This is a genomic window from Streptomyces sp. MNU76 (assembly GCF_020982545.1).
GTDB lineage: Bacteria > Actinomycetota > Actinomycetes > Streptomycetales > Streptomycetaceae > Streptomyces.
Genome location: NZ_JAJKLK010000022.1, coordinates 1 through 13393, shown reverse-complemented (window position 1 = coordinate 13393; position 13393 = coordinate 1). Strand labels below are relative to the sequence as shown.

Sequence of the window (13393 nt, the reverse complement as noted above, 5' to 3'; positions counted from 1 at the left end):
CTGAGCGGCCGCAGGCCCTCAAGGGGCGCGGGGGACTGCGCGAGAAGCCCCCACCGGACGGACGTCTGGGGGTCGAAGGGGCGCAGCCCCTCGCGAGGACGGGACGGGTAGGGGCGGCGGGGGCGACATCCCTCCGGGCGCACCCCGCCCCCGGTCAGTCCTCCCCGTACCGAGGATCCACAGTCTCCGGATTCAGCCCCAACAACTCGGCCACCTGCTCCACCACGACCTCATGCACCAGCGCGGCCCGCTCCTCCCGCCCCTTGGTGCGAATCTCCACCGGCCGCCGATACACGACCACGCGGGCCGGCCGCCCTTCCCGCGCCCCCACGATCCTCCCGAGCGGCACCGCCTCGTCGTTCCACGCCCCGTCCGACGGCCCGTCGAGCCGCGGCACCTCCAGCACGAGGAAGTCGATGTCGGCCAACTGCGGCCACCGCCGCTCCAGCCGCTCCACGGAGTCCTGCACGAGATCCGCGAACACGTCCGCGCGGCTCGCCGCGAGCGGCACCTGCGGCGGCGCGATCGGCCCGCGCATCCCCCTGCCGTGCCGATCACGGCGGCGGGGCCCGGGTGCGGAGGCGGCGCGGGGCGGTACGAGGTCGTCCATCACCTGTGAAGCGTAGTCCCCGGACGGTCCGCCCGCCCGGCTCCACACTCCCGGCCGCGCCCCCGGACCCGCACCGCTGACCTGCATGTCCAACCGGCGCGCCGTACGGCGGTACTCCGGCGCGCCGGTTGGCATGTCGCCAGATGACCATTCCAGCCAAGGTTGGGCTCGTTTCCGTATCTCCACGAGACCGGCGAGCTCGCGCCAATTGGACTGGTTTGTGCGGGAAATTGATCGCGTTCGGCGTCGTTCGACATTGCGGACGCGCGGTTACTCGCAGGTCAACGCCGTGGGTTCGGAGGGGCGTGTGGGGCGTTTCACAACACGACACGGGGGAGTGACCTGGTGCAGAGTCGTCGCGGCCCGCTCAAGAGTGCGGTACCGTCCAACGTCGTGAGCCCTGTACGTCGCTGTTCGCGCACCGCTTGCGGCCGCCCCGCCGTCGCGACGCTGACGTACGTCTACGCCGACTCGACCGCGGTCCTCGGCCCCCTCGCCACCTACGCGGAACCCCACTGCTACGACTTGTGCGCCGAGCACTCCGAGCGCCTCACCGCGCCGCGCGGCTGGGAGGTCGTACGGCTGCTGGACGCCTCGGCCCCCGCGCGCCCCAGCGGTGACGACCTGGAGGCCCTTGCCAACGCCGTGCGTGAGGCGGCCCGCCCGCAGCAGCGCGCGGCCGAGGCCGGTGGCGGCGCCCGCACGGCCGACCCGATGGAGGTCGCCCGCCGCGGCCATCTCCGGGTGCTGCGCTCACCGGACAACTGAGCACACGCTCCCCGGCGGCCGACCCCCGGACGCGCCCCGCGAACTAGAGCCCCACGAGGGCTCGTTGCCGAGAATCCGCGAGTCCGTGCGGCCGTCCCGTCGCCCTCCGTCCCGTCGTGGCTGTTTCCGATCGCGCCGTTCCGCTCCGTGGTGCGCACCCGTTGACGTCGTGTCGGTACGGACGCGATCATTCCGGGTGCCCGTGCCGTGAGAAGCCACTTCCGTATCGCGGAATCCGGGGAGGCTCCGTGTACGTCCAGCAACTGGAACCCGTGGCCGGTTCACTCGGCCTGTCCGCCCTCGTCGCGACCCTGCCCCTCGTCACCGTCCTGGTCCTGCTCGGCGGTGTGCGACTGAAAGCCCATCTGGCAGGCCTGATCGGCCTTCTGGCGGCCCTTCTTGTCGCCTGGCTCGCCTTCCGCATGCCGCTCGGCCAGACTCTCTCCGGCGCTGCCCAGGGGGCCGCTTTCGGCCTCTTCCCGATCATGTGGATCGTCGTCAACGCCCTGTGGGTGTACCGGATGACCGTCCACACCCGGCACTTCGACATCCTGCGCCGCTCCTTCGGACGGCTCTCCGACGACCCGCGCATCCAGGCGCTCGTCGTCGCGTTCTGCTTCGGCGCTCTCCTGGAAGCCCTCGCCGGCTTCGGCGCGCCGGTCGCCATCTGCTCCGTCATGCTCGTCGCGCTCGGCTTCGAACCGGTGAAGGCCGCCGTGGTCGCCCTGGTCGCCAACACCGCGCCCGTCGCCTTCGGCGCCATGGGCACCCCGGTCGTCACGCTCGCCCAGGTCACCGAACTGCCCCTGGACACCGTCGCGTCCGTGGTCGGCCGCCAGACACCGCTGCTCGCCCTCGTGGTGCCCCTGGTCCTGGTCTGGCTCGTCGACGGGCGGCGCGGGCTGCGCGAGACCTGGGCACCCGCCCTCGCATGCGGACTCGCTTTTGCCGTCGCCCAGTTCATCGCCTCCAACTACGTCTCCGCGCAACTCGCCGACATCGGCGCCGCCTTGCTGGGTGCGGGCGCCCTCGTCGCCGTACCGCAAGCCCGACGGCCCGCCGCCGCGCCCGTACGCGCCGCCGTCCTGACCGGCGTACGCAGCGACGACCTCGACGAGCGGGACCCCCGGCGCGAAGTCCTGCGCGCCTACGCCCCGTACGCGCTGATCGTCGTGATCTTCTCCGTCGCCCAGATCCCGGGGGTGAAGGACTGGCTGGCCGGGGCGACGCGGACGTACGACTGGCCCTTCCTGAACGTCACGGACCCCGCCGGCGACCCCGTGGGAGGCAACGTCTTCACCTGGCCGATCGTGTCCACCGGCGGCACGCTGGTGCTGCACGCCGGTGTGTGCACGGCCGTCGTCCTGGGGGTCCACGCGCGCGTGGCGGTCAGGGAGTGGGCCGCGACGGTCCACGAACTGCGGTTCGCGATCCTCACCGTGACGTCCGTGCTCGCCCTCGCCCACGTCATGAACCTCTCCGGACAGGCCGCCACCATCGGCCACTTCGTGGCCGCGGCCGGCGCGGGACTCGCCTTCCTGTCTCCCGTCCTCGGCTGGTTCGGCGTCGCGGTCACCGGCTCGGACACCTCCGCCAACGCCCTGTTCGGCGCCCTCCAGGTGAGCGCGGCCCGCGAGTCGGGCCTGTCGCCGGAACTGCTCGCCGCCGCCAACAGCTCCGGCGGGGTCCTCGGCAAGATGATCTCCCCGCAGAACCTCACCATCGCCTGCGCCGCCGTCGGCCTCGCCGGGCGCGAGGGAGACCTGCTGCGCAAGGTGCTGCCATGGAGCCTCGGGCTGTTGCTGGTGATGTGCCTGATCGTGGTGGGGCAGAGCACACCCGTACTGGAATGGATGCTTCCCTGAGGGCCCTCCGGCCGGACCGGCGCCGCCCCGGGCGGCCACTCGGAGGTACCACCGTCGGCTGTCGGTGCACCCGGGTAGTTTGGGGTGATCCGGTGGGGACTTCAGGAGGGTGCGGCCATGGCGGCTGATCTGTCGACGATCGTGAAGGCGTACGACGTACGCGGGGTGGTCCCGGACCAGTGGGACGAGCCCCTGGCCGAGCTCTTCGGGGCGGCCTTCGCCCAGGTGACCGGCGCGGACGCCGTCGTGATCGGCCACGACATGCGGCCGTCCTCGCCCGGCCTGTCCCGCGCCTTCGCCCGCGGCGCGGCGGCGCTCGGCGTGGACGTCACCGAGATCGGCCTCTGCTCCACGGACCAGCTCTACTACGCGTCCGGCGCGCTGAACCTGCCCGGCGCGATGTTCACCGCCTCCCACAACCCCGCCCAGTACAACGGCATCAAGATGTGCCGCGCCGGAGCCGCCCCCGTCGGCCAGGACACAGGTCTCGCCGAGATCCGCGAGCTGGTCGAGGCCTGGAGCGAGTCGGGAGCCCCGGCCCCGGCCGCCACACCGGGGACGATCACCCACCGGGACACGTTGGAGGACTACGCGGCGCACCTGCGCGGCCTCGTCGACCTCACCTCCGTCCGCCCCCTGAAGGTCGTCGTCGACGCGGGCAACGGCATGGGCGGCCACACCGTCCCCACCGTCTTCGCGGGCCTGCCGCTGGACCTGGTCCCGATGTACTTCGAGCTGGACGGCACGTTCCCGAACCACGAGGCCAACCCCCTCGACCCGGCGAACATCGTCGACCTCCAGAAGCGCGTCCGCGAGGAGGGCGCCGACCTCGGCATCGCCTTCGACGGCGACGCCGACCGGTGTTTCGTGGTCGACGAGCGGGGCGACGCCGTCTCGCCCTCCGCGATCACCGCCCTGGTCGCCTCCCGCGAACTCGCCAGGCACGGTGGCAAGGGCACGGTCATCCACAACCTGATCACCTCCTGGTCCGTCCCGGAGGTGGTGCGCGAGAACGGCGGCACGCCGGTGCGCACCCGTGTCGGCCACTCCTTCATCAAGGCCGAGATGGCCAGATCCGGCGCCATCTTCGGCGGCGAGCACTCCGCCCACTACTACTTCGCGGACTTCTGGAACGCCGACACGGGCATGCTGGCCGCCCTCCACGTCCTCGCCGCTCTCGGCGGCCAGGACGGCCCCCTCTCCGGCCTCCTCGCCGAGTACGACCGCTACGTCGGCTCCGGCGAGATCAACTCCACGGTCGCCGACCAGTCGGACCGCCTGGCCGCGATCCGCTCCGCCTACGGGAACCGCGAGGACCTCACCCTCGACGACCTCGACGGCCTCACGGTCTCCGCCCCCGACTGGTGGTTCAACGTCCGCCCCTCCAACACGGAACCCCTCCTGAGACTGAACGCGGAGGCGAGGGACGAGACGACGATGGCAAAGGTGAGGGACGAGGTCCTGGCGATCATCAGGTCCTGATCTGGAAAAGCACGGGGCGCAGCCCCTGCTTTTCCAGGGCGCGGGGAACTGCGCGAGAAGCCCCACCGGGCGGACGTGTGGGGGTCAAAGGGGCGCAGCCCCTTGAGGAGGGACGGGTAAGGGCGGCGCGGGCGAAACGGCACCGGCCCCCAACCCCGGCGCCAACCCTCGCACGGCGGTACTCTGACCAGGCCGCACCGCACGAACCCGCCCCCCGAAGGGACCCCGACATGCCGCTCGAAGCCGGCCTCCTGGAGATCCTCGCCTGCCCGGCGTGCCACGCCCCCCTCACGGAGGAGGACGCCGAGCTGACCTGCACGAGCCAGGACTGCGGCCTCGCCTACCCGATCCGGGACGGTATCCCCGTACTCCTCGTCGACGAGGCCCGCCGCCCCGTGTGACCCGCGCGATCACGCTCCCACGCAAGGCGTAACCCCGCACGAGCCGGGAAACCCGGCAAAAGGCGCATCAGGGCACCCGGCGATCGGAGGCTGCCGCCCATGCTCGACGAATCGCTGCTAGACACCCCCGACGCCCTGTCGGAGGCGGACCGCCGCGACCTGCTCCGCGGCGCCGCCGAGGCGGGCGCCCGGGTCCGCACGGCCATCCGTCTCGGCACCGAGGCCGGTATCCCCGACCTGAAACCCGACGGCCGGCCCCGCGCCCTCCTGATCGCGGGCCCCGGCATGGCCTCCGAGGGCGTCGCCGACCTGCTCGGCGCCCTCGCGGGATCCAGCTGTCCCCTCACCCGTCTGCACCCCACCGGCGTGGCCCCCGCGGCGGGCGCCCTGCGCTGGGACCTCCCGGGCTGGGCGGGCTCGGTCGACCTCCTCCTGATCGCCACCGCCGACGGCGCCGAACCCGGCCTGGCGCTCCTGATCGACCAGGCCTACCGCCGCGGCTGCACGGTCGTCGCCGTCGCCCCGCCCCGCACCCCGGTCGCCGAGGCCATGGAAGGCGCCCACGGACTCTTCGTACCGATGGCGACCGGCCCGTACGAGCAGGAGGTGCCCCTCGGCGCCGCCGCCCCCGGCGTGCTGTGGGCGCTGCTCACCCCGATGCTCGCGCTGCTGGACCGCACCGGCCTGGTCGCCGCCGCGCCCGACGCCCTGCAGAAGGTCGCCGACCGCCTCGACCACGTCGCCGAGCGCTGCGGCCCCGCCATCGCCACCTACAGCAACCCGGCCAAGACGCTCGCCGCCGAGCTGGCCGACACCCTCCCGGTGATCTGGACCGAGGGCCAGGCAGCGGCCCCCGTGGGCCGCCGTTTCGCCTCCGCGCTCGCCGAGCTGGCGGGGCGCCCGGCCCTCGCCGCCCAGCTGCCGGAGGCGCTCGCCTCGCACACGGTGCTGCTGTCCGGTCCGCTCGCCGCGAGCGCCGACCCCGACGACTTCTTCCGCGACCGCGTCGAGGAACCGCCCGCCTTCCACGCGCGCGTGGTGCTCCTTCGCGACCGCCCCACCGGCGGCCTCAGCGCCGTCCCCGCCGCCCGCGAGCTGGCCCTCGGCCACGACACCGCGATCAGCGAGCTGGAACCCGAGGAGGGCAGCGACCTGGAGACCCTCGCGGAGATGATCGCCATCACCGATTTCGCCGCCGTTTACCTGTCGCTCGCCTCCGGAGCCTGATCCTCACGGACGCTTCCGGAGCCCGACCCGCGCGGAGCCCGATCCCGACCGGGCCCGACCTCGACCGGGGCCCGGCCGGCTCCCCACGTACGGAGAAACACACACCATGGACCGCCTCGACAACACCGTCCGCCCCTACGCCTGGGGTTCGACCACCGCCATCCCGGCGCTCCTCGGAGTGGCCCCCACCGGCGAGCCGCAGGCGGAGATGTGGATGGGAGCCCATCCCGGCGCACCCTCGCGCACCGGACGCGGCCCCCTCACCGAGGTGATCGACGAGGCACCGGAACGCGAGCTGGGCACCCGGACCGTCGAGAAGTTCGGCCCCCGCCTCCCCTTCCTCCTGAAGCTTCTCGCCGCCGGCGCGCCCCTGTCCCTCCAGGTCCACCCCGACCTCGAACAGGCCAGGGAGGGGTACGAGGACGAGGAGCGGCGCGGCATCCCGATCGACGCGGGACACCGCAACTACAAGGACGCCAACCACAAGCCGGAACTGATCTGCGCCCTCACGGAGTTCGACGGCCTGTGCGGCTTCCGCGAACCGCTGCAAGCCGCCGAGCTGCTGGCCGCCCTCGACGTCGACTCCCTCAAGCCGTACGTCGACCTCCTGCACGCCCACCCCGAAGAGGCGGCGCTGCGCGAGGTGTTGACCGCCGTCCTCGGCGCCGACCCCGAGGAGATGGCCCACACCGTCACCGAGGCCGCGACCGCCTGCACCCGCCTCGGCGGCGCCCACGCCCCCTACGCCGACATCGCCCACCACTACCCGGGCGACCCCGGCGTCATCGCCGCCATGCTCCTCAACCACGTACGCCTGCAGCCCGGCGAGGCCCTGTTCCTGGGCGCCGGGATCCCGCACGCGTACCTGAACGGCCTCGGCGTCGAGATCATGGCCAACTCCGACAACGTGCTGCGCTGCGGCCTCACCCCCAAGCACGTCGACGTCCCCGAACTCCTGCGCATCGTCCGCTTCGAGGCGACCGACCCGGGCGTGCTGCGCCCGGAGGCGTCCCCCGACGGCGAAGAGGTCTACGAGACGCCCATCGACGAGTTCCGCCTCTCCCGCTTCGTCCTCCCCGAGGCCACCGCCCCGCACGACCTCACCCGCGCCACCCCGCAGATCCTTCTCTGCACCGCCGGTTCGGTCCGGGCGGGCGAACACACCCTCGCCCCCGGCGAGTCCGTCTTCGTACCGGCGGACGAGAAGGCCGAGGTGTCCGGCCCGGGCACGCTGTTCCGCGCGACCGTGCTCACGTGACGGCCTGACGTACTCCCGATCCACGACCCCTTCCGGTCCGCGTTCCCTCCCGATCCACGACCCGACGCACCGACGCCGGGCCAGGCTGCAACAATGCCCCCTGCAAAAGGCGGGCAAAGCCCGGCCGGTGACGGACGGAAGCGTGGGTACCCATCCCCACGCACAGGCATATGCGTAGGCGAAGGGACACCTCGGACACATGAGCGCGTCAGGCGGCACCAAGGCGATCGTGGCGGCACTCGCCGCCAACCTCGCGATCGCGGTAGCGAAGTTCGTGGCGTTCCTCTTCAGTAACTCGTCGTCGATGCTCGCCGAGTCCGTGCACTCGCTGGCCGACTCGGGCAACCAGGCCCTGCTGCTCCTCGGCGGCAAGAAGGCCAAGCGCGAGGCGACCGCCGAACACCCCTTCGGCTACGGCCGCGAGCGCTACATCTACGCCTTCCTCGTCTCCATCGTCCTCTTCTCCGTCGGCGGCATGTTCGCCCTCTACGAGGGCTACGAGAAGATCAAGCACCCGCACGAGATCGAGGCCTGGTACTGGCCGGTCGGCGTCCTCGTCTTCGCGATCATCGCCGAGACCTTCTCCTTCCGGACCGCCATCAAGGAGTCCAACGTCCTGCGGGGCAACAAGTCCTGGACCGAGTTCGTCCGCCACGCCAAGGCCCCCGAGCTGCCGGTCGTCCTCCTGGAGGACCTCGGCGCCCTCGTCGGCCTGATCCTCGCCCTCGGCGGCGTCGGCCTCGCCCTGATCACCGGCGACGGCGTCTGGGACGGCATCGGCACCCTCTGCATCGGCGTCCTGCTCATCCTGATCGCGATCGTCCTCGCCGCCGAGACCAAGTCCCTCCTCCTCGGCGAGTCCGCCGGCGCCGAGGAGGTCGAGAAGATCGCGCAGGCCGTCGTCGACGGCGACACCGTCACCCGCGTCATCCACATGCGCACACTCCACCTCGGCCCCGAGGAGCTCCTCGTCGCCGCCAAGATCGCCGTCCAGCACGACGACACGGCCATCGAGGTCGCGAACGCCATCAACGCGGCCGAGGCCCGCATCCGCGAGGCCGTCCCGATCGCCCGCGTCATCTACCTGGAGCCCGACATCTACAGCGAGGCCGAAGCCGCCAAGGGCGCCGACCCCGAGGCCGCGCCCGGCGGCCCGACCGCTCCCGCCGAGCACTGACCCACCGGCCCGTTCGGGCCGTTCCACCAGGCACCGAACACCGGGGCCCGTCGCACGAACGACCGCGACGGGCCCCTGCCCGTTCCCCGCCAAACCGCTCTCTTCGGCTCGATCTGTACGCAGGCGGACTGGGGCAGGCCGAGCCAACCGGTGTAGCTTGGGACGGAGCCAGACGTCGCTGCTGATGGCGGTCGGGCGGTCCCACCGCGGACCGACCGAGGGAGAGAGGGCCTCCGACGGACTGCGCTGCGCGCACGTGGGCATGCCCGTGTCTCCTTCGGGGCACCCCTGTGCCCGCCGCCGCGCAGACCAGCCCTACCCACCCTCGACCCGACACCGAGGAGCAGTTCGCAATGACGACTGTCGACAACCGGCAGGACTTCAAGGTCGCCGACATCTCCCTGGCCGCGTTCGGCCGCAAGGAGATCACCCTCGCCGAGCACGAGATGCCCGGTCTGATGGCGATCCGCAAGGAGTACGCCGAGTCCCAGCCGCTGGCCGGCGCCCGAGTCACCGGCTCCCTGCACATGACCGTGCAGACTGCTGTTCTCATCGAGACCCTGGTCGCCCTCGGCGCCCGGGTCCGCTGGGCCTCCTGCAACATCTTCTCCACCCAGGACCACGCCGCCGCCGCGATCGCGGTCGGCCCGAACGGCACGGTGGACAACCCCCAGGGCGTCCCGGTCTTCGCCTGGAAGGGCGAGACGCTGGAGGAGTACTGGTGGTGCACCGAGCAGGCGCTGACCTGGCCGGACAGCCCCACCGGCGGCCCGAACATGATCCTCGACGACGGCGGTGACGCCACCCTTCTGGTGCACAAGGGTGTCGAGTACGAGAAGGCGGGCGAGGTCCCGGCGGTCGACACCGCCGAGAACGAGGAGCACCGCGTCATCCTCGAACTCCTCAACCGCACCATCACCGAGGGCTCGCAGAAGTGGACCCAGCTCGCCTCGGAGATCCGCGGCGTGACCGAGGAGACCACCACCGGTGTCCACCGCCTGTACGAGATGCAGCGCGACGGTGTCCTGCTCTTCCCGGCGATCAACGTGAACGACGCCGTCACCAAGTCGAAGTTCGACAACAAGTACGGCTGCCGCCACTCCCTGATCGACGGCATCAACCGTGCCACCGATGTCCTCATCGGCGGCAAGACGGCCGTGGTCTGCGGCTACGGCGACGTCGGCAAGGGCTGCGCGGAGTCCCTGCGCGGTCAGGGCGCCCGTGTCATCGTCACCGAGATCGACCCGATCTGCGCCCTGCAGGCGGCGATGGACGGCTACCAGGTCACGACCCTCGACGAGGTCGTCGACAAGGCCGACATCTTCATCACCACGACCGGCAACAAGGACATCATCATGGCCTCGGACATGGCCAAGATGAAGCACCAGGCCATCGTCGGCAACATCGGCCACTTCGACAACGAGATCGACATGGCCGGCCTCGCCAAGATTCCCGGCATCGTCAAGGACGAGGTCAAGCCGCAGGTCCACACCTGGACGTTCCCCGACGGCAAGGTGCTCATCGTGCTGTCCGAGGGCCGTCTGCTGAACCTGGGCAACGCCACCGGTCACCCGTCGTTCGTGATGTCCAACTCGTTCGCGGACCAGACCCTGGCCCAGATCGAGCTGTTCACCAAGCAGTCCGAGTACCCGATCGGCGTGTACACGCTGCCCAAGCACCTCGACGAGAAGGTCGCCCGCCTCCACCTCGACTCGCTCGGCGTGAAGCTCACGACCCTCCGTCCGGAGCAGGCCTCGTACATCGGCGTCGAGGTCGAGGGCCCGTACAAGTCGGACCACTACCGCTACTGATCCGCCCGGCGGTGGGTGCGTCGCACCTCGACGCACCCACCCAGGCAGAAGCACCCAGGCAGGCCCCCGCACCCCCGTGCCGGGGGCCTGCCCGTTCGGCGCCTCAGTCCCGTCGGCCGGACCCGCCCGTCAAGACCCAGGACCCCCATGCCCCGCGGCCGGTATTCGCTCCATGACCCGCACGACCACACCCTCCTCGCCGAGGAACACTTCCACTGCGCGCCCGGCCCGTCCGGCTGGCGCTACGTCTCCCAACTGACCGCCCCCTCCGGCGACCACGCCGGCTCCGTCGACCTGGCCATCGACGAACTCGGCCGCCCCATCCGCCTCGAACTGCATGCCGCGAGCTGGCAGGTCCGCGGCGCAGCCCTCGACGGCGTCACCTGGGTCCGCACCGACCCCACCGGCACGGAGGCCACCGAAGGCAATGTCCGCGCACACGCCTTCACCGGCACCTCCCCGGCGTTCCTGATCGCCACCGCCCGCCTGCTGCGCCTCACCCCCTCCACCCCGGCCACTCGCGTACGCCTCGTCGCCTTCACCGACCCGGTCCTGGCCCCGCGCACCCTCGACCAGTCCTGGGCCTTGATCGAAAGAGAAGCACACGCCACTGACAACGGCCCCCTGATGGTGGACGAATACCAGGTCACAGCCCTGGACACGGGCGAGCGGCACACCGTTCACATCGCGGGCGACGTCGTCCTGGCAGCACCCGGAATCGAGCTGGAGCACCTGGAGACACCGCCGTCCTCGCTCGACTGAGGCGGGACTCGGCGGCGGAGTCAGGCGGGCGGCGCGAACCCGGTGCTCGGCGGCCGCTCGGGAGACGGCGTGCGGCGGCGCGGGGCGGGCGGGATGCCGGGAGCGGCCGGACGGGGTGAGGGTGGGAGTGGGCACGGGTGCGGGACCTGGCACTCCCGCGGGCGGCGCGTACGCGAAGCCGCCGGGGCCCGGGGCCGGGCCACCCGCCGGGGCCGGGCCACCCGCAACCGCACCCACACCAGCACCCGAACCCACCCCGGCCGTGCCCTGGAAGGCATGGCGAGCCTCCCGGGCCTGCCGCTCGTGCACCACCGCCGCCAGATAAGCGCCCGGCGGCACCCCGTAGGGCGCCGGAGCCCCGGTACGGGCCGCGAGGTCCGAGGCGAGACGTTCCGCCATGGCCGCGCCGACGTGCGGATCCAGCTGCCGCATCCGCGTCAGGTACTGGCGGATGGCCAGCCACAGCCCGTCCGGCACGGCGGAGAGGTCGAGCGCGGAGAACTGTCCCGCGAGCCACGGCGGGGGCGGAGACACGAACGCCGCCCGCCCGGCCGGAACCCGCTCCCGCACGACCAAGGTCCCCGCGAACACATCACCCAGCCGACGTCCCCGCGCCGACACGAGCGAGGCGATGCAGGCGACGACCCCGAATGTCATCAGGATCTCGACCACCCCGACCGCCCCGCGTACCAGCGAGTGCCGGAACCGGATCGGACCCCCGTCGTCCCGCACCACCCGCAGCCCGCAGACGAGCTTCCCCAGCGAACGCCCATGACTCAGCGTCTCCACCGCGATCGGCCCGCCCACCAGGACGAGCAGGAAGCTCGCGATGGATATCGCCGTCTGCGCCGCCTCGTCCAGACCGGCCGTCGACAGCACCAGGATCAGGACCACCGCGAGGTAGACGACCACGGCCACGACCAGGTCGAGCAGCACGGCCAGCGCTCGGCTCGGCAGCTTCGCGGGACGCAGTTCCAGCGCCACCGCCTCGCCCGTCACTAGCTCACTCACACCCGTAGTCCCTTCCGGATTCATCCCCTGACCTGCCCCGAGAGTGGCCAGTCTGCCAAGCTGAGGTCATATCGCGCCCCAGTACGACCATTGCGATCAGTAGGACCAGCGCGACAAGCCGGCACGCAGTGCGAGACGGACAAGGAGCAGCACACCCGATGGACCTCGATGTCTTCGTGTCCGCCCATCGTGCCGAGTGGGACCGCCTCGACGCCCTGCTCCGCCGCCAGCGCCGTCTCGACGGAGCCGAGGTCGACGAACTCGTCACCCTCTACCAGCGCACCGCCACCCACCTCTCATTGATCCAGTCGAGCGCTCCGGACCCGCAGCTCACCGGGCGCCTCAGCCAACTGGTGGCACGCGCGCGCAGCGCCGTCACGGGAAACCGGCGCGCTTCCTGGCGCGACGTCACCCGCTTCCTGACCCAAGGCTTCCCCGCAGCGGTCTACCGCTCCCGTCACTGGTGGGTCCCCACAGCCCTGCTCTCCACCCTCGTCGCCGTGCTCCTGGGGTGGTGGATCGGTACCCACCCGGAAGTCCAGGCCGGCATCGCGGCCCCGGACGCCCTCCGCGAGATGACCCGACCCGGTGGTCAGTACGAGACGTACTACTCCAGCCATCCCGCTGCGTCCTTCGCGGCCCAGGTGTGGACAAACAACGCCCAGGCCGCCGCGATGTGCCTGGTCCTGGGGATCTTCCTCGGCCTACCGGTCCTCTGGATCCTGCTCCTGAACATGCTCAACCTGGGCGTCGGCATCGGCCTGATGACCTCGGCCGGCCGCCTCGACGTCTTCCTCGGCCTGATCCTCCCGCACGGCCTGCTGGAACTGACGGCCGTCTTCGTGGCCGCCGGCACCGGGCTGCGGCTCGGCTGGACCGTCATCGACCCAGGGCTCCGCACCCGCCGGTCCGCCCTGGCCGAGGAGGGGCGAGCCGCCCTCGGGATGGCGATAGGCCTGGCGCTGGTCCTCTTCGTGTCCGGCGCCATCGAAGGCTTCGTCACCCCGTCCGGCCTCCCCAC

At 71.7% G+C, this 13393-nt stretch carries 11 protein-coding genes and 1 pseudogene; 10 read left to right on the top strand and 2 right to left on the bottom strand.

The genetic code is table 11. From position 1 onward, the window contains the following. Positions 1–154 precede the first annotated feature (154 nt). Positions 155–610, bottom strand: a complete 456-nt coding sequence (locus E4N62_RS35125) for a metallopeptidase family protein (protein ID WP_230221675.1) — start codon at positions 608–610, stop codon at positions 155–157. A 345-nt stretch (positions 611–955) separates the two neighbouring features. On the opposite strand from E4N62_RS35125, the gene E4N62_RS35120 reads away from it, so the two are divergent. The 9 genes from E4N62_RS35120 to E4N62_RS35080 all read left to right on the top strand — a co-directional run bounded on the left by E4N62_RS35120 (position 956) and on the right by E4N62_RS35080 (position 11361). Beyond that, complete coding sequence (locus tag E4N62_RS35120) at positions 956–1378, top strand: DUF3499 domain-containing protein (protein ID WP_086804662.1); 423 nt, start codon at positions 956–958, stop codon at positions 1376–1378. A gap of 248 nt (positions 1379–1626) precedes the next feature. Beyond that, positions 1627–3243 (top strand): L-lactate permease, encoded by a 1617-nt coding sequence (locus E4N62_RS35115; protein ID WP_230221007.1) that lies wholly within the window; start codon positions 1627–1629, stop codon positions 3241–3243. 117 nt (positions 3244–3360) lie between these two features. Then, on the top strand, positions 3361–4725 hold the full coding sequence (locus E4N62_RS35110) for a phosphomannomutase/phosphoglucomutase (protein WP_230221004.1): 1365 nt from the start codon (positions 3361–3363) through the stop codon (positions 4723–4725). Between the two features lie 230 nt (positions 4726–4955). Next, complete coding sequence (locus E4N62_RS35105; protein ID WP_230221002.1) at positions 4956–5126, top strand: Trm112 family protein; 171 nt, start codon at positions 4956–4958, stop codon at positions 5124–5126. Positions 5127–5225: 99 nt separating this feature from the next. Beyond that, the gene (locus E4N62_RS35100; protein WP_230221000.1) at positions 5226–6353 is read left to right on the top strand and encodes an SIS domain-containing protein; all 1128 of its coding nucleotides are present in this window, start codon (positions 5226–5228) and stop codon (positions 6351–6353) included. A 106-nt stretch (positions 6354–6459) separates the two neighbouring features. Beyond that, positions 6460–7611, top strand: coding sequence for a mannose-6-phosphate isomerase, class I (manA, locus tag E4N62_RS35095; protein ID WP_230220998.1), 1152 nt, complete (start codon positions 6460–6462; stop codon positions 7609–7611). Positions 7612–7810: 199 nt separating this feature from the next. Further along, a complete protein-coding gene (locus tag E4N62_RS35090) occupies positions 7811–8788 on the top strand; it encodes a cation diffusion facilitator family transporter (protein WP_230220996.1) in 978 nt (325 codons plus the stop codon). Between the two features lie 353 nt (positions 8789–9141). After that, on the top strand, positions 9142–10599 hold the full coding sequence (gene ahcY, locus E4N62_RS35085) for an adenosylhomocysteinase (protein WP_184893324.1): 1458 nt from the start codon (positions 9142–9144) through the stop codon (positions 10597–10599). A 147-nt stretch (positions 10600–10746) separates the two neighbouring features. Continuing rightward, a complete protein-coding gene (locus E4N62_RS35080; RefSeq protein ID WP_230220993.1) occupies positions 10747–11361 on the top strand; it encodes a hypothetical protein in 615 nt (204 codons plus the stop codon). 20 nt (positions 11362–11381) lie between these two features. On the opposite strand, the pseudogene E4N62_RS35075 reads toward E4N62_RS35080, so the two are convergent. Further along, positions 11382–12372 (bottom strand): annotated as a pseudogene (locus E4N62_RS35075) (RDD family protein). Between the two features lie 158 nt (positions 12373–12530). Here E4N62_RS35075 and E4N62_RS35070 point away from each other — a divergent pair. Continuing rightward, the coding region (locus tag E4N62_RS35070) for a stage II sporulation protein M (protein ID WP_230220991.1) at positions 12531–13393 on the top strand (863 nt) is incomplete at its 3' end.

Excerpts from the sequence above, each read along its gene's own strand:
- E4N62_RS35125 (WP_230221675.1), bottom strand. The coding sequence starts at position 610 with ATGGACGACCTCGTACCGCCCCGCGCCGCCTCCGCACCCGGGCCCCGC.
- E4N62_RS35110 (WP_230221004.1), top strand. The coding sequence starts at position 3,361 with ATGGCGGCTGATCTGTCGACGATCGTGAAGGCGTACGACGTACGCGGG.
- E4N62_RS35105 (WP_230221002.1), top strand. The coding sequence starts at position 4,956 with ATGCCGCTCGAAGCCGGCCTCCTGGAGATCCTCGCCTGCCCGGCGTGC.
- E4N62_RS35100 (WP_230221000.1), top strand. The coding sequence starts at position 5,226 with ATGCTCGACGAATCGCTGCTAGACACCCCCGACGCCCTGTCGGAGGCG.
- manA (WP_230220998.1), top strand. The coding sequence starts at position 6,460 with ATGGACCGCCTCGACAACACCGTCCGCCCCTACGCCTGGGGTTCGACC.
- E4N62_RS35090 (WP_230220996.1), top strand. The coding sequence starts at position 7,811 with ATGAGCGCGTCAGGCGGCACCAAGGCGATCGTGGCGGCACTCGCCGCC.
- ahcY (WP_184893324.1), top strand. The coding sequence starts at position 9,142 with ATGACGACTGTCGACAACCGGCAGGACTTCAAGGTCGCCGACATCTCC.
- E4N62_RS35080 (WP_230220993.1), top strand. The coding sequence starts at position 10,747 with ATGCCCCGCGGCCGGTATTCGCTCCATGACCCGCACGACCACACCCTC.